The organism is Streptomyces sp. CNQ329 (genome assembly GCF_000482585.1).
Genome location: NZ_AXVU01000017.1, coordinates 103,417 through 125,160 on the forward strand (window position 1 = coordinate 103,417; position 21,744 = coordinate 125,160).

Below are 21,744 nucleotides of genomic sequence, written 5' to 3' on the forward strand. Positions count from 1 at the left end.
CGGAACAACCGCAGAACCAGCAGAGAGAACAGAGGCCCCATGACAGTCCGCATCCTGCGTGCACGCACCAGTTGTGCCCCGGTCACGCTACTGCAACGCCTCGGCGACCACGAGGATTTCCCCACCCATGCCCCGGACGTCCTCTCCGTCACGCCCTGCGGCGAAGGACATACCTCCTGGCAACTGGCCTTCCGTACTGCCACCGTCCACTGGGTCCAACAGGAAAAGATGGAGACCGGCGGTCTCACCTTCCAGCAGACCACAGGAGACTTCATCGCCCTGAACGGCGCCTGGAAGGTCGTTCCCGACGCCCCCCGGGGCTCCTCGTCGCCTCACGGCAGCGAGGTGACGTACGAGGTGAGTTTCCGCACCAGTGTCGCTCACCTGGCCGGGGCCATCGACCCGGTCATCGGCCGGGTGCTGCTCCGCTCGGCGTTCGCCATACTGACCGGCCTGGCCGCACCGACAGAACTGCTGTCGGGCGGAGAGTACCTGCACGACCTTCCTCCCGCGGCCTGAGCACAGTGGACTCGACGGTGATCTGTGTGCCCGACGACCGGGGCCGTTGGCCGTTCCCCTCTGCGAGGTGTGTCCAGCAGGCGGCTGATCTGCGGTTGTGGGTGGTCAGCGCCTGGCGGCCGCCAGGCGTCCTTCGACGGCGATCTTCAAGGCGTTCAGGAGCGCTTCCAGCGCCTCGGCCGGCATCGGCGGCCTTTGCCGGTGGGATCCGGCGACATCAGCGCCGTGTAGACGCAGAGGCACTGCAAGGAGACGGCCCGCGGCGGCCTCGCGGTCAACGTGGTGGAGTGCTGACAACCTCCGTCCCGGGCCGCGGTGTTACGCCTTCGCCAGCCCTCCTGGCCGAAGAGCCCGCCGGCCCGTCCGGGCTTCGGCGGCGGAGTCGGCGGGCCGCCCCGCTTCGGGTCGCGAACCTACCGGATGCCCCCTGTGCCACATTGTGCCCTATTTGATTGATTCGCACTTATCGCCCCTTCATGCCCTCCTTGCCGGTCGGACCCTCCCGCATCCGGTGACGCGAATCACGCCCCGCCGCGGGCGCCGGCAGCGGAATTCACAGTTTCCTTATCTGGAACGCGAGTTGTGGTGCTCTCCGCTTCGGCGGCGGCACTCCTCCGGCCACGGAGGCGGTCTCGTATGGACCGGACGAGTTCCGCGGCTTGTCCGAATCGAAAAGACATGCTTAAGTCTGCGCCAGTCGGATGGACGCCGAATCCTGCCGCCATCCGGAAACCGTTCCCTAACCACATACGGCAGGAGCGGGGGACCCATAGGTAAGTCGCCGGTCCGGATTCCGGAACGGCTTGGGGTGAAGTCGCACCGTCGTGCGGCCGGGCATCTCCTGCCCGAACCCGACAGCTCACCTCGCAGGCGCAGGAGGAGAAACACCCATGTCTGCAAGAGGTAAGCATCGCCGTCCCAAGCTGCGCCTGACCGGCCGTGGTGTCGCTTTCGCCGGTGTCAGCGGCGTCGCGATCGCCCTCCCGCTGATCGGCGCGTCCGCGGCCTCCGCGGCCGGGTCCGCCCCGGCCTCCGCTCACCAGGCCGGTGTACGCGCCGAGGCTCCTGCGACCGGTACCGCCAAGGCGGAGGCGACCACCTATGCCGTGGTCGCCGGAGATTCCCTGTCGAAGATTGCCGACGAGCAAGGCGTGCGCGGCGGCTGGCAGAAGTTGTACGAAGACAATCGCGAAGCCGTGGGCGGCAACCCGGACTTCATCCTCCCGGGCCTTGAACTCGTGATAGGCGGCAAGGCCGAGCCGGCGAAATCCGGCTCGGCAGACAAGGCGGCCACGGCGTCCCTCGAAAGCTACCCGGACAACCTCGACGGCTGGATCAGGGAGTCGCTGGCCATCATGGCCGAGCACGGCATCCCCGGTACGTACGAGGGTATTCACCGCAACATCATCCGCGAGTCCGGGGGCGACCCGCAGGCCATCAACAACTGGGACTCCAATGCCGCGGCGGGCACGCCTTCCAAGGGTCTGCTCCAGGTCATCGCTCCCACCTTCGAGGCTTACCACGTGCCCGGTACCTCGACCGACAGCTTCGACCCGGTCGCCAACATCACCGCCGCCTGCAATTACGCAGCCGACCGGTACGGGTCGATCGACAACGTCTACGGTCCGTACTGACAAACGGGGAGCGCCGGCGTTCCCACCGGCGCTCTCCGCTTCGGCGGTGGCGTCACCGCTCACCTGCCCCGGTCCGGCCGTTCCGGGCCGGGGTGGGAGCGCCAGTCGCCCAGTTCGTCGAGCGTGATGACGTACTCGTGCCCGTACACCTCTTCGAGGAAGGGCAGCGGGTTGTGCTCGCCGTCGTCGATGAACTCGCCGCTCCAGGTGGTGAACCAGCTCCAGTCCGCCTCGTAGGCCCGCAGCAGGTCCGGGTCGGGAATGGAGCCCGTCTCGGTCATCGCGACGAGCTTCCTGTCGCCGACGAGGTCGACGAGCTTGTCGTACGTGCCGCTGGCGGGGCCGTGGTCGCCGATCGGGGGGTAGGTGTCGGCGCTGATGACGTCGACGACGTCGTCGCCGGGGTACCAGGCCGGGTCGACGGAGTTCCACACCCAGATGAGGTTGTGCAGCCCGTGGTGGCCGGTCATGCGCTCGTACATCAGCCGCCACAGCTCCTTGGCCGGCTCGGGGCCCTTGGCGCCCCACCAGAACCAGCCGCCCTCGGCCTCGTGCAGCGGGCGCCAGAGCACCGGGACGCCCGCGTCCTGCAGCCGCTTCAGCTCCACCGCGATGGCGTCGATGTCACGCAGCAGCAGTGCGTACTCCTCGGACGCGGGGTCGGCGAGCGCGGCGGCCACGTCGAAGGTCGTCGCGTCCGTGTAGAACCCGCGCCACCACTCCTTGCCGGGTTCGTCGATGAGGCCGGCGGGGGCGTTCCAGTGCCAGACGAACGTGGTGATGCCGCCGCGTTCGTCCCAGGCGAGGGCGTTTTCGACCTCGGTGGAGGTGGTGCCGCGCTCGACCCGGCTGGGCGAGTAGTCCATCATGTCGTGCCCGGCCACGGCCGGAGCGCGGCCGACGTTCTCCTCCAGCCAGCGGAGGGAGGCCGTGTCCTGCTGGCCGCTGAGGATGTGCTCGCCGTAGCCCGCGGTGAGGTAGCTCAGCAGCGCCCGGGCCGCGGGGGTGGCCTGCAGGTCGACGGGGACGCCGGAGACCTGGTGCGGCGGGCGGGGCTCGCTCGGGCTGAGGCTGACGGCGTCGATCTCGTACCAGCCCCAGTTGTTCACGATCGTGATCGTGTCGGGGCCCTCCCCCAGCATCACCCTGCCCGCGGCCACGGTGCTGAAGGTGTCGGTGGCGGCGAGGGTGACGTCGCCCGCGCCCTCGCCGTTGAGCCGGAGCGACGCGACCTTCTGCCCGTACGGGGCGCGGTAGTGGATCGTGAGGTCGTGGAGCCCGGCCGGGCCGTCGGGGACGGTGAGGGTGACGGAGTCCTCGGCCGCGTCGAAGCCGGTGACGTAGCCGGTACCGGAGTAGCCGGACGCGGAGGACTCGACGACGGTGCCGTTCAGCTGGCCGTCCTCGGCCTCGTAGACGACGGGCTGGGCACGGGTGCCGGGCTCGTCCGCCGCGGCCTCGTGGCCCGTATTCGCCGAGAGAAGGGCCGCCAGAAGGGCGGTCAGAACGAGGAGCGCCAGTGCGGGCGTGCGGCGAAGTGGGGGGTGGCTCACCGGAGGTCTCCTGGTGGGGTATCGGGCGTGGGGGCGTGTACACACGGAGCTGGGAGCGCTCCCATCATGACTCCGTGTAATGACCACGTCAACGTCTCACCCGACCCGGGGTGCGCGGGGCTGGTTTTCACCGGGCGTCAGCGGTTACCCGCGTGAACATGAGTACGACGAAGACAGGTTCTGCCACGAAGAAGACCACACAGACACCCGAGGCCACCGCGAAGGCCACCGAGAGCGACGCCGAGAGCGACGCCACCGACGAGGCGACCACCACCAGGGCGGTCGCGGACAGGCTGGGAAGCGTCTACCACCGTGCCGCTTCGACGGCCGGCACCGCCGGAGGACTGCTCAGGGCCCGCAAGTCGACGTACGTCGCGGCCGGTGCGGGCGCCGCGGTCGCCGGCACCGCCGCCTACGCCGCCGGCCGGCGTTCCCGTCCGCGCCGGCGCGGCGCGCTGTCCCGTCTCACGGGCGGCCGGCTGTAGCCCGGGCAGGAACGCGGCGGGCCCCCGGAGCGCCCGCCGCCGTCCGCCCGGGGGCGGCGGGCGCGGCTGCCGGGAGGCGATCCGGTGGCGGCCCGCCGCCCCGGGCTACGGCTTGCGGCCGATGCCGCCCCACTGGTCCACGTCCCGCGGGCCGGCGAAGGGGGTCGGGTCCGGTCGCCAGGCGGGGATGGGGACGACGCCGGGCTCGATCAGGTCCAGGCCCTCGTAGTAGGTCTTGATCTGTTCGGGGGAGCGCAGGTGGTACGGGACGCCGCCGGCGGCGGCGTAGCGGCGGAGGGCCTCGACGTACTCCGGACTCGTGTCGGTGCCGTCGTAGTGCACCAGGAAGCTGCCCGGCGGCAGTCCCGCGAGGAGGCGGGCCACCAGGGCGCGGGCCGTGGTGTGGTCCTCGACGTGGCCGAGGATGCCCAGCAGCATCAGCGCCACCGGGCGGTCGAGGTCGAGGGTGCCGGCAGCCCTGGTGAGGATCGCGCCGGGGTCGTGGACGTCGGCGTCGAGGTACGTGGTGACGCCCTCGGGGGTGCTGGTCAGCAGGGCACGGGCGTGGGTGAGGACCATGGGGTCGTTGTCGACGTAGACGATGCGCGCCTCGGGGGCCACGCGCTGCGCCACCTCGTGGGTGTTGTTCTCCGTGGGCAGGCCGGTGCCGATGTCGAGGAACTGGCGGATGCCGGCCTCCGCCGCGAGCCAGCGGACCGTGCGGATGAGGAACGCGCGGCAGGCACGGGCCTTCTCCGCCTGCTGCGGGTAGACCGCCAGCACCTCGTCGCCGGCGGCGCGGTCGACCTCGTAGTTGTCCTTGCCGCCGACCCAGTAGTTCCAGACCCGCGCCGAGTGCGGGACGGAGGCGTCGACGGCGCCGGCAAGGCGCGGTGCGTCCTCGGCGTTCACGGCGTCACGGCTTCCTTGCGATGAGACCCAGGCACGATGCCTCCGCGTCGGTGTAGAGGGGCGCGGACGTCTCGCCGGAGCCGTCCGCGGGCCAGCGGTTGACGGGCAGGATGCCCGGCGGCAGCAGTTCCAGGCCGAGGGCGTCGACCAGTTCGGCCAGCTCGCGCCGGTCGCGGGCCTGCGCGGGCAGGCCCTGCTTGTGGTAGAGCCCGGCGGCGGCCTCGACCTCCGCGGGGGCGAACTCGGCCGTGATGTGGCTGAGGACGAGGTGGCTGCCGGCGGGCAGCGGGTCCATGAGGGCGCCGACGATGCGCCGCGGGTCGTCCTCCGGGGTGATGAAGTGCATGATCGCCACGAGGTTGACGGCCACCGGGCGGGCGAGGTTCAGCGCCGGATCCGGGCCGGCCATGCAGGGGTGGCCGAGGATGGTTGCGGGGCGGCGCAGGTCGCCCTCGATGTAGTCGATGCGGCCCTCGGCGGTGGAGTTCATCAGCGCGCGGGCGTGTGCGAGCACCACGGGGTCGTGGTCGGTGTAGAGGATGCGCGCCGCGGGGCGTACGGCCTGGGCGATCTCGTGCACGTTCGGCGAGGTGGGTATGCCGGTGCCGATGTCCAGGAACTGGTCGACGCCGGCGGCGGCCAGCCGCTCGACGGCCAGGTGCATGAAGTGCCGGTTGGCGCGGGCGAACTTGCCCACGCCGGGCCAGACCCCGACGACGCGCTCGGCGGTCTCGCGGTCCGGCATGTAGTGGTCCTTGCCGCCCAGGTAGTAGTCGTACATCCGGGCCACCTGCGGCTTCGTGTAGTCGATCTCGGGCGGGGTCCAGGAGGTCCCGGCCACGGTGCTCAGCCAGGCCGTCTCGCCGTTCTCGGTGGTCACATGCACTCCGGATTACGCCGTCGGATGATCCGAACTCTGCCACACGAGGTGCGGGCTGTCTCGGACTCCCCTTCCCCCGGCGACAGTTGGGCACACCCCCGGCCGAGTCCGCAGGCAGGGCCCGACGTCCAGTTGACAAGATGTCCTGACAAACCCCTTGCCCCGGCCTTCCGTCTGGCTTAGAAAGGGTCGGTCGTGAGCCTCATCAAGCGGGCTCACCGCGTACGTCCAGGGGAGGACATCGGTGACGAAAGCACCGCAGGGGGACAGAACGAAGCCCATACAGGCGCGGGACGCGGACGGGACGGGGCCGAGCCGACGGCTGGTCTCGGCCGCGCTGGTGTCCGGCATCGTCGGTACGGCGCTGGGCGCGACCGCACCGTCCGCGTGGGCGGACGAGTGGAGCGTGCCGCGCCCGCGCCGGGCGCCGCACGGGCGGCGGGACCGCGCCCACAACGACGTGCTCTTCGTCGGCGCGCACCCGGACGACGAGGCAGGCACCCTCTCGACGTTCGGGCAGTGGCGGGAGCAGTACGGACTGAGCACCGGCGTGCTCACCGTCACCCGCGGCGAGGGCGGCGGCAACGCGGTCGGCCCGGAGGAGGGTCCGCCGCTCGGGCTGATGCGGGAGGACGAGGAGCGCGAGGCGGTCGGCCTCGCCGGCATCGACAACATCTATTACCTGGACAAGCCGGACTTCTGGTACACACTCTCCGGCCCGCTGACGGCCGCGATCTGGGACCGGGACGACACCCTGGAGCGCATCGTCCGGCTGATCCGCGCCACCACGCCCGACACGGTCGTGACGATGGATCCGCGCCCCTTCAACCAGCACGGCGGCCACCAACTGTCCGCGCGGCTGGCGATCGAGGCGTTCTTCCTCGCGGGCGACCCGCGCGCGTTCCGCTCGCAGATCACCAAGGAGGGCTACCGCCCGCACCGGCCGCGGCTGCTGCTCGCGCAGAACTACGGCTTCGGCAGCCTGCTCGGTCCGGACGCGCCGAAGCAGCGCCGGACGGACCGCGCCAGCGGACTGCCCGTCTTCGGCGTCTTCTCCGGCGTGCGCAGCGAGGAGCACGGCACGAGCTGGGCGCAGGTGGAGCGGGACGCCGCCCGCAGGTACGTCACGCAGGGCTGGGCCGCGAGGCCGCCGCAGGTGCCGACCGACCCCGAGCAGCTCGGCTCGGACTGGTTCACGGTCCTGGCGGCGGACGGCAGGGCCGTGAAGTCGAAGGTGCGCGAGCAGGACGGGCTGCGCCCGCTGTACGCGGAGTTCCGCGACTGGACGCGGAGCGTCGGCCTGCCGTGGCTGGCCAACGACGCGCAGCCGGCCTACCCCGAGGCGCCCGCCACGACGATCCCCGAGGTCGCCACCGCCCCGGTGCTCGACGGCGTGGAGCGCCCCGGCGAGTACCCGGGCCCCGAACTGCCGCTGGTGCACTGGGAGGGTGAAGAGGCCGGCGCGGAGGACGTCTCCGCCACGGCGAAGCTCTCGCGGCACGGTGACGACCTGTACGTGTTCGTCAAGGTCACCGACGACCGCAGGGGAACGGCGCTTCAGGAGAGCGACGCCAAGCGCCACTGGCGTACGGACGCCGTCGAGATCACCCTCGACCCGCGCGGCACCGCGGACGACACCTCGACCACGTTCAAGACGGGCATCTTCCCGTACACGGCGAACGGCGGCGGGGCGGCGGCCGAGCGCGACGGCGACAACCGGCAGGGTCCGGCGGCCACCACGGCGCCCGGCATGCGGGTGGTCTCGGTGGTCTCGGACCCGTACCAGGGCTACACGATCGAGGCGAAGATCGCGCTGGCCGACCTGCCGGCCGCGGCGGACCCGGAGAAGTTCGCGCTCAACGTCCTGGTGTACGACTCGGACACCGACGACAAGACGGGCCAGACCCGGCTGGCGTGGTCGCCGTTCGGCAGCGCCCAGGCCGACCCGTACGTCTGGGGCAGCGCGACGCTGGAGGGCTACACCCCGCCGGCGGACCGGCCGGCGGAGCCCGCCGAACCGGAGATCCCCAAGGACGCGGCGCGCAGCGAGGACTCCCCGGCGTCGGTGGCCCAGTCGCGGCGTACGGGCATCCCGCTGGCGGTCGGCCCGCGCCCGCGCCGCTGAGCCGGGCCGCTCGCGGGCCGTTACCCCGCGGCGGCGTTCCGCACCGGCGCAGTAGCCGGCGGACACGCGTCACCGGCGCGTGTCCGCCGGCGTACGTCCCGTGCCCCGCCCGCGCGGCGGGGCACGGGCGTGTGTCCCGGGCGCCCCGGGTCCCGTGGCGGCGCGCCGGTATCGTGAGCGCCATGGTCACGGACACCAGGGACGCCCAGCGCGGCGAGGAGATACTCGCCGTCTTCGACTCCGCATTCGGCGAGCTGCTCGCCGCCGATCCCGCCGCCTTCCGGCTGAAGTTCCGCAAGATGGCCGCCTCGGCGTTCGCCTTCTACCGCGGCACCGCCTGCCTCTATTACCACGACCTCGAAGCCGGCGAGCGCGACGACCCGTTCCTGACCGAGCAGACCGGCCGGGTCTGGATCCACGGCGATCTGCACGCCGAGAACTTCGGCACGTACATGGACGCCAACGGCCGGCTGGTCTTCAACGTCAACGATTTCGACGAGGCGTTCGTCGGCCCGTTCACCTGGGACGTCAAGCGGCTGGCGGGCTCGCTGGCGCTCATCGGCTACACCAAGGCGCTCAGCGACGGGCAGATCAGCGGCCTCGTCCGGGCGTACGCGGACGCCTACCGCGAGCGCATCCGCGCGCTGGCCGCCGGCGCCAAGGACGACGAGGTGCCGCCCTTCACCCTCGACACCGCCACCGGACCGCTCCTCGGCGCGCTGCGCGCCGCCCGCACGCACACCCGCTTCGGGTTGCTGGAGTCGATGACGGAGGTACGGGACTTCGAGCGCCGGTTCACCTCCGGCGGCGGCGCCATCGAGCTGGACGCCGCCACGCGCACCCGGGTGCTGGACGCCTTCGAGGGCTATCTTCAGACGCTGCCCTCCGGCGGCCGGGAGCGGCGGCCGGACGCGTACCGCGTGAAGGACGTCGTCGGCCGCCGGGGCATCGGCATCGGCAGCGCGGGGCTGCCCTCGTACAACATCCTCCTCGAAGGGCACAGCGACGCCCTGGAGAACGACATCGTCATCTACATGAAGCGCGGCCAGACTCCGGCGGTCGCGCGGCACATCACCGACCCGGCGATCCGCGGCTACTTCCGCCACGAGGGGCACCGCACGGTCATCTCGCAGCGCGCGCTGCAGGCCGCCTCCGACCCGTGGCTGGGCTGGACCGAGCTGGACGGGGCGGGGCAGCTCGTCGCGGAGGTGTCGCCGTACGCGGTGGACCTGGACTGGTCCGACATCGACGACCCGGAGCAGGCCAGGGCGGTCGTGGGCGACCTGGGGCGGGCCACCGCCACCATGCACGCGGCGGCGGACGTGGCGGAGAGCGGGCACTCGCTGGTGCCGTTCTCGACCGAGCAGGCGATCGACGGCGCGATCTCGGCCGACGCCGAGGGGTTCACCGAGATGCTGGTGGACTTCGCGCACGCCTACGGGGCGCGGGCGCGGGCGGATCACCAGATCTTCGTCGACCTCTTCCGCAACGGGCGGATCTCCGGCCTCTGACAGAAGCCCGGAGCACGACGGAACAGGGCGCGGGGTGCGTACGCGGACGGCGTACGCACCCCGACGTGCACGCGTCCCCTTGACATCATTATTGGTCTGGACCAACCTGTCCTCGCGTACCCCCCGCCAGGCCCCAACACCCCTAGCCACGGAGGCAGTTGTGGACCGATTTCCGCGCGTGCCCAGGCCCCGCTCCCGACCCGCCGCGTCCCTTGCGGCCCTGATCGCCGCGCTCGCCCTGCTGGCCGGCGCGCTCTCCGGCACCGCCGCCGGCGCCACCGCACCCGCAAGCGCCGCCGGGCCCGGCCCCGTCCGCGCCGGCGGCGCCGCCCCCGGCGCCCTCCCGGAGCACGCCCTGGTCGGCTATCTGCACACCAGCTTCGCCAACGGCTCCGGCTACACCCGGCTCGCGGACGTCCCGGAGAGCTGGGACGTCATCAACCTCGCCTTCGGCGAGCCCACCTCCCCCACGTCCGGCGACATCCGCTTCGCGCTCTGTCCGCAGACCGAGTGCCCGAACGTGGAGCCGGTGGCGGACTTCAAGGCGGCCATCGCGGCCAAGCAGGCCGCCGGCAAGAAGGTGCTCCTGTCCATCGGCGGGCAGAACGGACAGGTCCAGTTGACCACCGCGGCGGCGCGGGACGCGTTCGTCCGGTCGGTGAGCGGCATCATCGACGAGTACGGACTCGACGGCGTCGACATCGACTTCGAGGGCCACTCGCTCTCGCTCGACAGCGACGACACCGACTTCCGGAACCCGACCACGCCGGTGATCGTCAACCTGATCTCGGCGCTGAAGACGCTCAAGGCCGGGTACGGCGAGGGCTTCGTGCTGACGATGGCGCCGGAGACGTTCTTCGTGCAGATGGGCTACCAGTTCTACGGCACCGGCCAGTGGGGCGGGCAGGACCCGCGCTGCGGCGCGTACCTGCCGGTGATCCACGCGCTGCGCGACTCGCTGACGCTGCTGCACGTCCAGGACTACAACTCCGGGCCGATCATGGGCCTGGACGACCAGTACCACACCATGGGCGGCGCCGACTTCCACATCGCGATGACGGACATGCTGCTCACCGGCTTCCCGGTCGCGGGCGACGCCGAGCGGTTCTTCCCCGCGCTCCGCCCCGACCAGGTGGCCATCGGGATGCCGGCCAGCGCCCAGGCGGGCAACGGGTACGTCTCCACCGGCGAGGTGAACAAGACGCTGGACTGCCTGACGAAGGGCACGGACTGCGGCGCGTACCGGACGCACGGCACCTGGCCCGGCATGCGCGGGCTGATGACCTGGTCGATCAACTGGGACCGGTACAACGACCGGGAGTTCTCCCGGAACTTCGACGCCTACTGGCCGTAAGGGCCCCCGGCGCGCGCCACGCCCGCCCCGCGCATCTGCGGGGCGGGCGCGGTCGGGCCGCCGGGGCGCGCGTCCCGTCGGGGCGGCCCGCCGGTCCCGTGTGGGGCCGGAACCGGGCTCGGCCGGCGTCCGGCTCAGGGCGTGGCCCCCGGCCGGGACCGCCGGCTCAGCCGAAGTTGCGGTCCACGCGGGCGGCCTCGTCCGCGTTCGGGTAGGCGTTCATGCAGGACGTCCCGGGGCCGCCGCCGGACATCAGTTCGCTGCACGGGCCGCTGTAGTTGTCCGGCAGACCGAGGATGTGGCCGGTCTCGTGGGCGACGACGCGCAGCGAGTAGTACTGCTGCGTCTGCTGGAGGTCCAGGAAGACGTAGCCGTGGCCGCGGCCGTCCGTCACGGCGTGGCTGCCGCGCGGGTCACTGCCCTGGCGGTAGCTGAAGTCGCCGGAGCCGGAGGTCTCCGCGAGCGTGATGTTGCTGGTGGCGTTGTTCCAGATCTGGGTGCTCTGGGCTATGTCTCCCTGGTAGCTGGGCGCGCTGGCGTCGTTGTACGTGAGGGTGATGGCCTGGTAGCCGGGTTCCGCGGCCTGCTTCTCGCGCGCCTTGTCCCGGATCATCTCGAAGAAGGCCCGGTACTCGGCCTTCTGTCCCTTGTCGTGCCCGACGTACGCCGCGGTGGCCTGCGTCGTCTGCCGGTCGTGGTGGTCGGCCGCCGGCGCCGGGGAGGCGGCCAGGCCGGTCAGCGCCAGGCCGAGGCCCAGGGCGGTGGAGACCAGTCTTCCGGAGAGCTTCATGGGGGGTTTCTCCTCACGAACGATTGGTCGGTCGGTCGGTGAGGAGTCTGCGGGGCAAGAGGTGGCCGGGGGCAGATCTCATCCGGTGATAGCGGCGTACGATCCCGCCCGCCGCGCCCGCCGCCGGGGCCGATCGGCGCATAGGTGTAGTGCCCCTGACAAATAAATACGACTATGCTCCCCCGCGTGGAGCTGGAGTTGAGGCATCTGCGCGCGCTGTGCGCGATCTCCGACGCCGGGAGCGTCCACGGGGCGGCCAGGTGGCTCGGAGTCTCCCAGCCCGCCCTGACGGCCCAGCTGAACCGCATCGAACGGGCCGTGGGCGGCAGGCTGTTCGTCCGCGACCGCTCGGGCTGCCGCCCGACGGCGCTCGGCCGCTCCCTGACCGCCCGGGCCCGGCCGATCATCGCCGAGATGTCCACCCTGGTCAGCGAGGCGCGCGAGGAGGCCCGCGCGCTGGAGAGCGGGCCGCGGCTGCGGCTGGGCAGCACCGCGAACCGGGCGGTGGCCGGCTGGCTGTGCCGGCTGCGCGGCCGGTTTCCGGACACGGACGTGTCCATCCGCGTCGACCCGTCGCCGAACTCGCTGCTGCGGATGGTCGCGGAGGGCCAGCTCGACGTCGCGTTCGTGCACGAGGTCACCGGCTGCCCGCTGCGCGTACCCGACGGCGTCGGCCAGCGCACGCTGCTCTGGCGCGAGCCGCAGTTCGTCGCCCTGCCCTCGGCGCACCCCGCGGCCGAGCGCGAGGAGGTGGCGCTCGCCGACCTCCGCGGGCACCCGTGGGTCGTCGATCCGCACGTGGACGGCGAGTGGCAGGGCCTTCGCCGGATGTTCGCCAGCGCCGGGCTGGAGCTGCGGGTCATCCAGGGCGATTACCTGACGGCCGCCGACCTGGTACGGGCCGGGGTCGCCGTCACCCCGTGCCAGCCCACCTCCACGCCGCGCCCCGGCATGGCGATCAGGCCGCTGCGCGGCGACCCGCTGACCGTACGGCTGCTGCTGGCCGCCCGGGCCGCCTCGACCACCGACGGCGAGTTCCACGCCGTCTACAGCGCGCTGGAGGACGCCTACCGCGAGGCGGCCAGGTCCACCGAGACGTACCTGCGCTGGCTGCACCGCAACGACAACCCGCTGCTGCTCACCTGACGCCCGCCGCGCCTGGCCGCGGGCGCGGGAGCCGGTTTACTATCCCTTTACTCTGGTGTCGGGGACACTCGACAGGAGACAGTCCGACACACCCGCCGACTCACAAAGGAGCAGCGTCCCGCAATGGGCGAACCTCCCAGTACCAGCCGTGCCACAGCCCGCCGGAAAACGAGTGACGGGGCGGGGGTGGCACGGTGACCGAGATCCTTCTGCTGCTCGCCGCCCTTGCGCTCACCCTCGCCTGCGCGATCTTCGTGGCGGCGGAGTTCTCCCTGACCACCGTCGAGCGCGGCGACCTGGAGCGGGCCGCCGCCGCGGGTGAGCGGGGTGCCGAGGGCGCCCTCAAGGCCGTCCGCCGGCTCACCTTCCAGCTCTCCGGCGCCCAGCTCGGCATCACCGTGACCTCGCTGGTCATCGGCATGCTGGCCGAGCCGTCGCTCGCCACGCTGCTGCGCGGCCCCCTTGAGGCCCTGGGCCTGGGCGGCACGGCCTCGCCGGTGGCGACCGTGCTGGGCGTGGCGGTGTCCACGGTGGTCCTGATGGTGGTCGGCGAGCTGGTGCCGAAGAACTGGGCGATCGCCCGGCCGCTGGCCGTGGCGAAGGCCGTGGCCGGACCGCAGCGCGGCTTCACCACCGCCTTCGGCCCGTTCATCCGCCATCTGAACAGCACCGCGAACCGCTTCGTGCGCCGCGCCGGCCTGGAGCCCGCCGAGGAGCTGGCCTCGGCGCGTACGCCCGACGAGCTGGTGTCGCTGGCCCGGCACTCCGCCGCGGGCGGCGCGCTGGAGGCGGACTCCGCCGAGCTGTTCGTCCGCACCCTGCACCTGCACGAGCTGACCGCGGTCAACGTCATGACGCCCCGCGTCGACGTCAAGGCGCTGGAGTCCGGCGCCACCGCCGCCGACGCCGCGAACCTCGCCCACGCCACCGGCCTGTCCCGCTTCCCCGTCTACGCCCACAGCCTGGACGAGGTCGTCGGCACGGTGCACATCCGCGACGTGCTCGCCCTGGAGCCGCGCGCCCGGGCCGCGACGCCGGTCACCGAGCTGGCTACGGAGCCGCTGCTGGTGCCCGAGACGCTCCCCGCCGACCGGCTGCTGGAGCACCTGCGCGAGCGGCGCACGATGGCCGTGGTCATCGACGAGTACGGCGGCACCGCCGGCGTGGCCACGATGGAGGACATCGTGGAGGAGGTCGTCGGCGAGGTACGCGACGAGCACGACCCGGTCGAGCTGCCCGACCTGCAGCCGGCCGGGGTCGGCGCGGACGGGCGGCCCACCTGGGACGCCGACGGCAGCGTTCGCCTGGACCAGCTCGCGGAGCTGGGCCTGGAGGCCCCGGAGGGCCCGTACGAGACGGTCGCCGGGCTGATCGCCACGCTGCTGGCCCGCATCCCCGCCAAGGGCGACGCGGTGCACCTGGCCCACTGGCGCCTGGACGTCCTGGCCGTCGAGCACCACCGCGCCGACCGGGTGCGCATCACCGCTCCCGCCGGTGACGCGGCGGGCGCCGCCCCGACGCGCCCGGCCGTCGCGCCCGACCAGCGCCGAAGCGCCGAGGAGGTGCGCCGGTGACCGCGCTGCAACTGTGGATCGGCGCCCTGACGCTGCTCACGAACGCCTTCTTCGTCGGCGCGGAGTTCGCGATGATCTCCGTACGGCGCAGCCAGGTCGAGCCGCAGGCCCGCCGCGGGCACAAGCGCGCCCGCCTCACGCTCTACGGCCTGGAGCACCTCTCCGCGATGATGGCCACGGCCCAGCTCGGCATCACCGTCTCCTCGCTGGTGCTCGGTGCGGTCGCGGAACCGGCCATCGCGCATCTGCTGGAGCCCGGCTTCGAGGCGGCGCACGTGCCGTCCGCGGCCGTGCACCCGATCGCGTTCGTGATCGCGCTGACGGTGGCGACGTACCTGCACATGCTCATCGGCGAGATGATCCCGAAGAACATCGCGCTGGCCGCCCCCGTGCCCACCGTGCTGCTGCTGGGCCCGCCGCTGGTCGCGATGACCCGCGCGCTGCGCCCGGTGGTCTTCGGCATCAACGCCTTCGCGAACGTGCTGCTGAAGCTGCTGCGGGTGGAGCCGAAGGACGAGGTGGCCGCGGTCTTCACCGACGACCAGCTCGCCCGGATGGTCACCGACGCCAGCCGGGCCGGGCTGCTGGAGCCGGCCGACGGCGAGCGGCTGCGGGACGCGCTGGAGCTGGGCACCCGTCCGGTCGGCGAGATCCTGGTGCCCACGGGCACCATGACCACCGTCGAGGACACCGTCACCCCGGCCCGGCTGGAGCGGCTGGCCGCCGAAGCGGGCTTCTCCCGCTTCCCGGTCACCGACCGGGGCGGGGCGCTGCTGGGCTACCTGCACATCAAGGACACCCTGGGGGTGACGGACCGGGACGCGCCGTTCCCGCGTACCGCGCTGCACCCGATGACCCGGGTGGCGATCGACACCCCGCTGGACGACACGCTCACCGCGCTGCGCGCCGCCGGCAGCCACCTGGCCGCCGTCACCGGCGACCAGGGGCGGGTACTGGGCTTCGTCACCATGGAGGACGTCCTGTCGGAGCTGGTGGGCCCCGCGCCGGCCACGGCCTGAGCCCGCCGCACCGCCGGTCGGTGCCGGGGGCCCGTACCGGCGGTGCGGGCCGGCGGGCGCGGCGCCGCGGGGGAAAACCCCTCGTCTCCGGGGACCGGCCGCGGTACGGTCGCGCTCTCGGCGACTTCGGGAGGCGGCTCATGCACGGTCCGCCCTCCGGCGTGCCCGCGGGCGGCACCGGCGGCGTACCCCTGGACGACCGGCTCGCGCCGGCGGCGGAGCTGTTCTGCGACGAGTCCGGCTACGAGGGCGAGAACCTCGTCGGCGGCATCACCGACGTCTTCGCCCACGCGGGCGTGACCGTCCCGGCCGCGGACGCGGCGGACTGCATCCGCGAGCTGCGCGAGCGCATCCGCTCCCCCGCGACCGTCTACAAGGCGAACCATCTGCAGCGCGAGAAGCACCGCGGCACGATGCTGTGGTTCCTCGGGCCCGACGGGCCGCTCCCCGGCCGCGCCCGCGTGCACCTGACGGAGAAGGCGTTCTTCGCCGCCGTCCGGATCGTGGACCTGCTGGTGTCCGGGACCGACCCGGCCGATGCCGCGGCGATGCTGCGCGGCGCGGACGTGCACGGCCCCGCGGGCGCGCTGTACCGCGCAGGCCCGCGCGTCTCCGGCCGCGAGCGCTGGCAGGCGTTCCTCGCCTCGTTCAACGAGCTGATGTGGGTCAACACCCGCCGCGGCGCGGAGACGTCGGCGGACGGCTTCTTCCGGCTGGCCGAGGAGCTGCACCGGGCCGGGGCGCCCGGCGAGGCGGGGCGCGCGCTGGAGCGCGTACGGCGGGCGCGCCCGCAGGCCGACGCGCTGCGCGCCGCTCTCCTCACGGACCAGCGGACCGTGCCCGCGCTGGACTCGCTGCTGCCGGCGCTGGCCGCCGCGGTCGCGTACTGGGGACGGGACGGGGCGCCGGTGACGATCGTGCACGACCGGCAGACGGCGCTGACCGAGGAGCGGCTGGCCCGGCTGTACGAGGTGTGCCGCCCGCCCCGCGCGCACCTGCGCGGGCTGCGTTTCGTCGACGCCGAGAGCGATCCGCGGGTGCAGCTCGCCGACTTCCTCGCGGGGATCGCCCGCAAGCGGGCCTCCGACGCGCTGGCCGGCCTCGCCGACCCCGAACTCGACGAGCTGCTGCGCCCGTACGTCGCCGCGGACTCGGTGTGGGGGGACGGACGGAGCTGGGCGCTGCTGGGTCCCGGGCCCGCGCGGCAGGCGGGGCTCACCTCCGCCTGACGGCCCGCGGCCCCGCGGCGCCGCTCCCGGTCCCGCCGGGTCCCGGGCCCTGACCTCGCGGATCCGCGCTCAGCGGGGCGACGCCGCCAGCCGTACGGCCAGGCCCGCGAAGACGGTGCCGCTGAAGATGTTGAGGCCGCGCGCCAGCCGGCGGCTGCGGCGCAGCGCCCGCGACAGCCGGCCGGAGAGCAGGCCGACCGAGCCGTCGACACAGAAGCCGACGACGACGCCGGTGATGCCGAGGACGAACAGTTGCAGCGGCAGATGGCCGCGGCCGGGGTCCACGAACTGCGGCAGGAAGGCGATGTTGAACATGATGACCTTGGGGTTCAGCAGGTTGGTGATCATTCCCTGCCAGAACGCGCGGCGGTGCCGTGGACCGCTGCGCTGTCCGTCGGCTCCGGCCGGCGCGTCGTCCTCGTCGCCGGGCACCGAGCGGTCCCGGAAGGCGCGGATCGCGAGGTAGACGAGGTAGGCGGCACCGAGCCAGCGGAGCACGTGGTAGAGCACCGGCAGCGCGCCGAAGAGTGCGGAGAGCCCGAGGGCGGCGGCGCAGGCGTGCACGAGCATGCCGCAGGCGACGCCCGCCGCGGCCATGACGCCCATGCCCGAGCCGCCGCGCCCGCCCATCGCCACGATGAACATCATGTCGGGGCCCGGGGTGACGGAGAGCACGAAGATCGCCACGACGAAGGCGGCGAGGAGGGACATGTCGACCATGGCGGCGATCCTCGCACCGCGCCCGTATGCCGGGCGAACGAATTCCGGATGCCGGGACGGAGCCGGCCTGGCCGTCGCCCGCCCCTCGTCCGCGGCGGCTCCGTAACGCCCCCATGGCCCCGGCATATGCCACTCCGGGGCCCGTACGACCGCGGAACGCTCGCTGAACGCCCGCCTCCGCGGGGCAGCTTCGCCCCCCGTGCGGCAGCCGTCTAATCTTGTCTGCCACGACCACCCCGGACCCCGGTGGGCCGTCGCCGGAGCACGAGCGAACGCCCATCGCTGGGAGCAAGTCCCGCTGCGCGCCCACGCTCGACCGGGAACCCATCCCGAGTTCAGCCCCGTACCCGGATGCCGGGCGGTGGGTCGCGCGTGATCTCCGGCGGCACGTCCGGTCGCACATCCGGCCGGCACAGCAGCCGTGAAACGAGGTGACGACCCCATGCCCGAGGAGTCGCGAGAGGAAGGTCTGGCCGCCGCGTTCGTGGACCTGGCCGACACCCTCGTCAGCGATTTCGACGTCGAGCAGCACGCGCGCCGGCTTGCGCTGCGCTGCGCCGAGCTGGTCGACGTCAGCGCCGCGGGCGTCGTCCTCGCCACCGACGACGGTGCCGGGCTGACGGCATCGGCCTCCGACGAGCGCGCGTACGCCCTGGAGTCGGCGGGGGTGGAGTGGGGCGAGGGCCCCGGCGTCGACTGCTACCGCGCCGCGAGACCGGTGCCCGCCACCCCGCTCGCGCACACCCGGGCGTGCGCCGGCTGGCCCCGCTTCACCGGCCGGGCGCTGGAGCTGGGCTTCACCCTCGTCGCCTCCGTCCCGATGCGGTTACGGGGCACGACGGTGGGCGCGCTCACCCTCTTCCGCGACCGGCCGGGCACCCTGCACTCCGCCCAACTGCGCCTGGGCCAGGCGCTCGCCGACGTCGCCACGATCGGCATCCTGCAGCGGCGCGCGCTCGCCGCGCAGACGGCGGTCGCGGCGCAGTTGCAGAACGCCCTCAACTCCCGCATCGTCATCGAGCAGGCCAAGGGCGCCCTCGCGCAGCGCCGGAGCATCGCCGTCGACGAGGCGTTCCGCCTGTTGCGCGGGCACGCCCGCCACACCCGCCGGCCGCTGGCCGACGTGGCCCGCGAGGTGGTCGAGGACGGGTTCGACCCGGCGGGGCAGGGCGGCTGAATCCGCCGGGGCGGTGGCCGCCCCGGCCCCCCGGGGCACGCCGCGGCCGGGCGGGGGCACGGCACAGCCGCGCTCAGGACAGCGCGAACGTCGGCGGCACGCCGGGCAGTTCCATCGCGGCGTCCAGGAACCGGTCCTCCCGCGGCGGCAGGAACTGCAGCGTGCTCGCGTGGGCCGGGCCGTCCGCCGTCATCGCCCACATGCACAGCATCGCCGCGGGACGGCCCGCGGGGCCGGGCGACGCCTCCAGCGTGGCATACCGCACCGGCGCCCCGGGCGGCGCCGTTATCAGCACGAAGTACGCCTCGGGGGGCGCCGCCGGGGGCGGCGGCGTGACGAGGACGGAGTCGTGCCGGACGAGCCGGCCGCCCGGCCGTTCGTCCGACCGCTCCCCGGGCGGCAGCCCCGCCCCGGCCTGCCGCCACAGCGCCCGCAGCTCGGCGTCGAGCGAGCCGTCGAGCGCGGCGGCGAGCAGGCGCTCCGGTGCGGCCAGGGCGAGGTCGCGGAGGACGGCGTGGACGAAGGCGCAGTGCTGGCGTCGGGCATCCGTGGAATTCATACATCCGTTCTATCCGAGCCCACTGACAACGCCCCTCCGCCCGGCGGCCGTTCGCCGGGCCGCCCCTCCGTCCCGCGGCCGTCCGCCTCAGGAGATCGTGAGCCCGTACGCCTGCAGCGCGGGGACCACCGGCTGGTAGAACGTCGCCCCGCCGGAGCTGCACGAGGCGCCGGAGACGATCAGGCCGAGCGCCGTCCCGCCGGAGAACGCGGGCACGGCGCCGTCGCCCGGTTCCACGCAGGCGTGGGAGCGGAACAGGCCGAAGACCGTTCCCTCAGGGTAGGCGACGGTGTCGTTGACCGAGACGACCGTGCCGCAGTGCAGGCCGGTGGTCCCGCCGGCGTGGCACACCTGCTGTCCGACCGAGGGGCCGGCGGCGCCGGTGATCTCGATCGCCCCGCCGGGCAGGCCGGACGACAGCTCGCCGGGGTAGGTGAAGGCGGGGTTCGTGTAGTGGATCACGGCGAAGTCGTCGCCCGGGAAGCTCACGCCTTCGGTCCGGCCGACCTCCACCGTCCTGGCGGCGTCCGCGTACCAGACGAGACCGGCGTCCCGGACGCAGTGGCCCTGCATGAGCGCGTAACGCTCCGCGCCGCGGCCCGCGTTGAAGCCGACCGTGCAGGACGGCCCGGTGCTGCTGTAGAGCACGTCACCGCCGCGTATGACCTGTTCCTGCGCCCCCGCGGCGGCCGGGGCGAGGGCGGTGAGCACGGCGAGGAGCACGGCGGCAAAGGCGGCCGTCAGCGGGACGGGCTTCGGGGGCGCATGGTACGGGGTGAGCGGAGCGCGAGGTACGTTCACGGATCCTCCCGTCGTGGGGTCGGCAGCCGCATTGTCGCGCAGGGCCGACTGCCCCGTACAGAAGAGCCGTTCGGCCCTATGGGGTGCATGGCGGGGCGGGCATGCTGGTTCCGCCTCGAAGACCGTGGCGTAGGGGGGAGGAAGGGCCGGTGCGGAGTCGGCGCCGTACCGGTTCCCCTCTGCGCCGCCGGCCGCCGCGGGACCGGACGGCCCGCTACCGCTCGGAGGGGCCCGTGCTCCCCTCCCGCCAACGCGGCTCCACCCGCGCCCAGTTGCGCTCCCACTCCTGCGCACGCATGCGATCCAGCCGTACGCGCACCGCGGTCCTGCACCCGAACGCCAGGCACCCGACGGCTCCCGCCGCCCCGCCGGCCGCCGCGGCACTCTGCACGAAGGCGTCGCCCGCGGGCGGCGGCGGGTCCACGACGTGCCGTCCCGCCCGGTCCGTCCAGATCTCCGCCTCCGCGCCCTTCGGCAGCCCGGCGGACACCCGGGCCCGGCCCTTGTGCACCCTGCCGTCCGCGTCCCGCCAGCGCACGCCGGCGGCCACCTCGCCGCCGGACCACACGTTGCCGCGCAGCACCGTCAGCGGAGGCGCGTCCTTCAGCAGGACGGCCGTGGTGCGCTGCCGCTCCGCGGCGCGGCCGGACAACTCCTCGTGGACGGCGGACGCGGTGGCCCAGGCCACCGCGGTGCCGCCGAGGGCGAACACCGCGACGGCACCGAAAGCCGCCCAGCCCTCCAGCACGTCCGTTCGTCGCCGGAAGGGGTTGCGCCGGCTCCACACTCTGCGCACCGGGCGGTACTTCTCGCGCCCCGTGCCCGCTCCCGCGGCCATCGGCACCCCCCATCCGCTTTCCCTGCACCGGGTGAAGGCCCTCCTACCGACTGTCGCACTTCGGGCCCCGTTCGGCGAGAACCCCGCACACGCGGGCGCGCGCGTCGTAGCATCCGGGTGCCCGGGAAAGTACCGGTCATGGGTCCGTTCGGCCCTACCCCCGCGTACGGCGGCCGAGGACGATCGAGCCAGCCGAGCAGGAGCTGAAAGGTGCCCGACGTGACAGTGGAAAGGCAATTCTCGGCGGCCCGCCCCATCCGGGTCTTCCTCGTCGACGACCACGAGGTCGTCCGGCGCGGCCTGCGCGACCTGCTGGAGTCCGAGCCCGACATCGAAGTGGCGGGCGAAGCGGGCACGTTCGCACAGGCGGTCGCCCGGGGTCCCGCGCTGCGGCCGGACGTCGCCGTGCTGGACGTACGGCTGCCGGACGGCGACGGGATCGGCGTCTGCCGCGAGCTGCGCTCGCGGATGCCGGAACTGGCGTGCCTGATGCTGACCTCGTTCGACGACGACGACGCCCTGCTGGACGCGATCATGGCGGGTGCCTCCGGGTACGTGCTCAAGCAGATCAAGGGCGGCGACCTGGTCTCGGCGGTACGGGCCGTGGCCTCCGGGCAGTCCATGCTCGACCCCGCCACCACCGCCCGGCTGATGACGAACCTGCGCCGCGACGAAGGCCCTTCGGCACCGGAGAACCAGGTGCTCGCCGGGCTGTCACCGCGCGAGCTCGACGTGCTGGAGCTGATCGGCGAGGGCCTGACGAACCGGCAGATCGGCCAGCGGCTCTACCTGTCGGAGAAGACGGTGAAGAACCATATCTCCCGGCTGCTCGCCAAGCTGGGCGTGGAGCGCCGGATACAGGCGGCGGTGCTCGCCAGCAAGACCCACCGCCCGCCGGACGCGTGACGCCCGCCGGAC

The 21,744-nt window shown here is 73.2% G+C and carries 19 protein-coding genes, 1 pseudogene and 1 riboswitch; of the genes and pseudogenes, 12 read left to right on the forward strand and 8 right to left on the reverse strand.

From position 1 onward, the window contains the following. Positions 1-39: 39 nt before the first annotated feature. Together I003_RS34810 and I003_RS0113890 are read left to right on the forward strand one after the other, a co-directional pair. Positions 40-519, forward strand: a complete 480-nt coding sequence (locus I003_RS34810; RefSeq protein WP_078564006.1) for an SRPBCC family protein — start codon at positions 40-42, stop codon at positions 517-519. Positions 520-1,245: 726 nt separating this feature from the next. Continuing rightward, a riboswitch (cyclic di-AMP (ydaO/yuaA leader) is annotated at positions 1,246-1,406 on the forward strand. 3 nt (positions 1,407-1,409) lie between these two features. Next, positions 1,410-2,153: a LysM peptidoglycan-binding domain-containing protein gene (locus I003_RS0113890; RefSeq protein ID WP_027772083.1), complete on the forward strand. Its 744-nt coding sequence runs from the start codon at positions 1,410-1,412 to the stop codon at positions 2,151-2,153. 59 nt (positions 2,154-2,212) lie between these two features. Here I003_RS0113890 and I003_RS0113895 read toward each other — a convergent pair whose 3' ends face one another. Beyond that, positions 2,213-3,706, reverse strand: a complete 1,494-nt coding sequence (locus I003_RS0113895; protein WP_027772084.1) for a glycosyl hydrolase — start codon at positions 3,704-3,706, stop codon at positions 2,213-2,215. A 158-nt stretch (positions 3,707-3,864) separates the two neighbouring features. On the opposite strand from I003_RS0113895, the gene I003_RS34230 reads away from it, so the two are divergent. Further along, complete coding sequence (locus I003_RS34230) at positions 3,865-4,191, forward strand: hypothetical protein (protein ID WP_158688973.1); 327 nt, start codon at positions 3,865-3,867, stop codon at positions 4,189-4,191. 105 nt (positions 4,192-4,296) lie between these two features. On the opposite strand, the gene I003_RS0113905 is transcribed toward I003_RS34230, so the two are convergent. Together I003_RS0113905 and I003_RS0113910 are read right to left on the reverse strand one after the other, a co-directional pair. Continuing rightward, positions 4,297-5,103 carry an SAM-dependent methyltransferase gene (locus I003_RS0113905; RefSeq protein WP_027772085.1) on the reverse strand — a complete coding sequence of 269 codons (807 nt, stop codon included), beginning with the start codon at positions 5,101-5,103 and terminating at the stop codon, positions 4,297-4,299. 4 nt (positions 5,104-5,107) lie between these two features. Further along, positions 5,108-5,983 (reverse strand): SAM-dependent methyltransferase, encoded by an 876-nt coding sequence (locus tag I003_RS0113910; RefSeq protein ID WP_027772086.1) that lies wholly within the window; start codon positions 5,981-5,983, stop codon positions 5,108-5,110. A 244-nt stretch (positions 5,984-6,227) separates the two neighbouring features. Between I003_RS0113910 and I003_RS0113915 the strand changes: the two genes are divergently transcribed. The 3 genes and pseudogenes from I003_RS0113915 to I003_RS32190 form a co-directional block, all read left to right on the forward strand. Further along, positions 6,228-8,108 carry a sugar-binding protein gene (locus I003_RS0113915; RefSeq protein WP_027772087.1) on the forward strand — a complete coding sequence of 627 codons (1,881 nt, stop codon included), beginning with the start codon at positions 6,228-6,230 and terminating at the stop codon, positions 8,106-8,108. Between the two features lie 131 nt (positions 8,109-8,239). Continuing rightward, positions 8,240-9,619 carry a DUF2252 domain-containing protein gene (locus I003_RS0113920; protein ID WP_486584214.1) on the forward strand — a complete coding sequence of 460 codons (1,380 nt, stop codon included), beginning with the start codon at positions 8,240-8,242 and terminating at the stop codon, positions 9,617-9,619. Between the two features lie 319 nt (positions 9,620-9,938). Further along, positions 9,939-10,973: pseudogene (locus I003_RS32190) on the forward strand (chitinase); the annotation flags it as partial. Between the two features lie 166 nt (positions 10,974-11,139). Here the strand turns inward: I003_RS32190 and I003_RS0113930 are convergent. Further along, positions 11,140-11,763, reverse strand: coding sequence for a snapalysin family zinc-dependent metalloprotease (locus tag I003_RS0113930; protein ID WP_027772089.1), 624 nt, complete (start codon positions 11,761-11,763; stop codon positions 11,140-11,142). A gap of 198 nt (positions 11,764-11,961) precedes the next feature. Between I003_RS0113930 and I003_RS0113935 the strand changes: the two genes are divergently transcribed. The 4 genes from I003_RS0113935 (at position 11,962) to I003_RS0113950 (ending at position 16,731) form a co-directional block, all read left to right on the forward strand. Continuing rightward, positions 11,962-12,909 carry a LysR family transcriptional regulator gene (locus tag I003_RS0113935; protein WP_027772090.1) on the forward strand — a complete coding sequence of 316 codons (948 nt, stop codon included), beginning with the start codon at positions 11,962-11,964 and terminating at the stop codon, positions 12,907-12,909. A gap of 194 nt (positions 12,910-13,103) precedes the next feature. Beyond that, positions 13,104-14,483, forward strand: a complete 1,380-nt coding sequence (locus I003_RS0113940) for a hemolysin family protein (protein ID WP_027772091.1) — start codon at positions 13,104-13,106, stop codon at positions 14,481-14,483. Further along, positions 14,480-15,502: a hemolysin family protein gene (locus tag I003_RS0113945; RefSeq protein WP_027772092.1), complete on the forward strand. Its 1,023-nt coding sequence runs from the start codon at positions 14,480-14,482 to the stop codon at positions 15,500-15,502. Before I003_RS0113940 ends, I003_RS0113945 begins: the two co-directional genes overlap by 4 nt. A 140-nt stretch (positions 15,503-15,642) precedes the next feature. Continuing rightward, positions 15,643-16,731, forward strand: coding sequence for a DUF3800 domain-containing protein (locus tag I003_RS0113950; protein ID WP_027772093.1), 1,089 nt, complete (start codon positions 15,643-15,645; stop codon positions 16,729-16,731). 69 nt (positions 16,732-16,800) lie between these two features. On the opposite strand, the gene I003_RS0113955 is transcribed toward I003_RS0113950, so the two are convergent. Continuing rightward, complete coding sequence (locus I003_RS0113955) at positions 16,801-17,451, reverse strand: LysE family translocator (RefSeq protein WP_027772094.1); 651 nt, start codon at positions 17,449-17,451, stop codon at positions 16,801-16,803. 442 nt (positions 17,452-17,893) lie between these two features. On the opposite strand from I003_RS0113955, the gene I003_RS0113960 reads away from it, so the two are divergent. Continuing rightward, positions 17,894-18,628, forward strand: a complete 735-nt coding sequence (locus I003_RS0113960; RefSeq protein ID WP_027772095.1) for a GAF and ANTAR domain-containing protein — start codon at positions 17,894-17,896, stop codon at positions 18,626-18,628. A gap of 73 nt (positions 18,629-18,701) precedes the next feature. Here the strand turns inward: I003_RS0113960 and I003_RS0113965 are convergent, their stop codons facing one another. From I003_RS0113965 to I003_RS0113975, 3 genes are all read right to left on the reverse strand, one after another. Further along, positions 18,702-19,187, reverse strand: coding sequence for a hypothetical protein (locus tag I003_RS0113965; protein ID WP_051368237.1), 486 nt, complete (start codon positions 19,185-19,187; stop codon positions 18,702-18,704). Between the two features lie 87 nt (positions 19,188-19,274). Further along, positions 19,275-19,988 carry a S1 family peptidase gene (locus I003_RS0113970; protein WP_027772097.1) on the reverse strand — a complete coding sequence of 238 codons (714 nt, stop codon included), beginning with the start codon at positions 19,986-19,988 and terminating at the stop codon, positions 19,275-19,277. A 214-nt stretch (positions 19,989-20,202) separates the two neighbouring features. Beyond that, complete coding sequence (locus I003_RS0113975) at positions 20,203-20,826, reverse strand: Rv1733c family protein (RefSeq protein ID WP_027772098.1); 624 nt, start codon at positions 20,824-20,826, stop codon at positions 20,203-20,205. A 210-nt stretch (positions 20,827-21,036) separates the two neighbouring features. On the opposite strand from I003_RS0113975, the gene I003_RS0113980 reads away from it, so the two are divergent. Next, positions 21,037-21,732, forward strand: a complete 696-nt coding sequence (locus tag I003_RS0113980; protein ID WP_037720825.1) for a response regulator transcription factor — start codon at positions 21,037-21,039, stop codon at positions 21,730-21,732. The last annotated feature ends 12 nt before the right edge of the window (positions 21,733-21,744 follow it).

Coding starts and splice junctions, on each gene's coding strand:
- I003_RS0113950 (WP_027772093.1), top strand. CDS start 15,643: ATGCACGGTCCGCCCTCCGGCGTGCCCGCGGGCGGCACCGGCGGCGTA.
- I003_RS0113890 (WP_027772083.1), top strand. CDS start 1,410: ATGTCTGCAAGAGGTAAGCATCGCCGTCCCAAGCTGCGCCTGACCGGC.
- I003_RS0113955 (WP_027772094.1), bottom strand. CDS start 17,451: ATGGTCGACATGTCCCTCCTCGCCGCCTTCGTCGTGGCGATCTTCGTG.
- I003_RS34230 (WP_158688973.1), top strand. CDS start 3,865: ATGAGTACGACGAAGACAGGTTCTGCCACGAAGAAGACCACACAGACA.
- I003_RS34810 (WP_078564006.1), top strand. CDS start 40: ATGACAGTCCGCATCCTGCGTGCACGCACCAGTTGTGCCCCGGTCACG.
- I003_RS0113965 (WP_051368237.1), bottom strand. CDS start 19,187: ATGAATTCCACGGATGCCCGACGCCAGCACTGCGCCTTCGTCCACGCC.
- I003_RS0113960 (WP_027772095.1), top strand. CDS start 17,894: ATGCCCGAGGAGTCGCGAGAGGAAGGTCTGGCCGCCGCGTTCGTGGAC.
- I003_RS0113975 (WP_027772098.1), bottom strand. CDS start 20,826: ATGGCCGCGGGAGCGGGCACGGGGCGCGAGAAGTACCGCCCGGTGCGC.
- I003_RS0113930 (WP_027772089.1), bottom strand. CDS start 11,763: ATGAAGCTCTCCGGAAGACTGGTCTCCACCGCCCTGGGCCTCGGCCTG.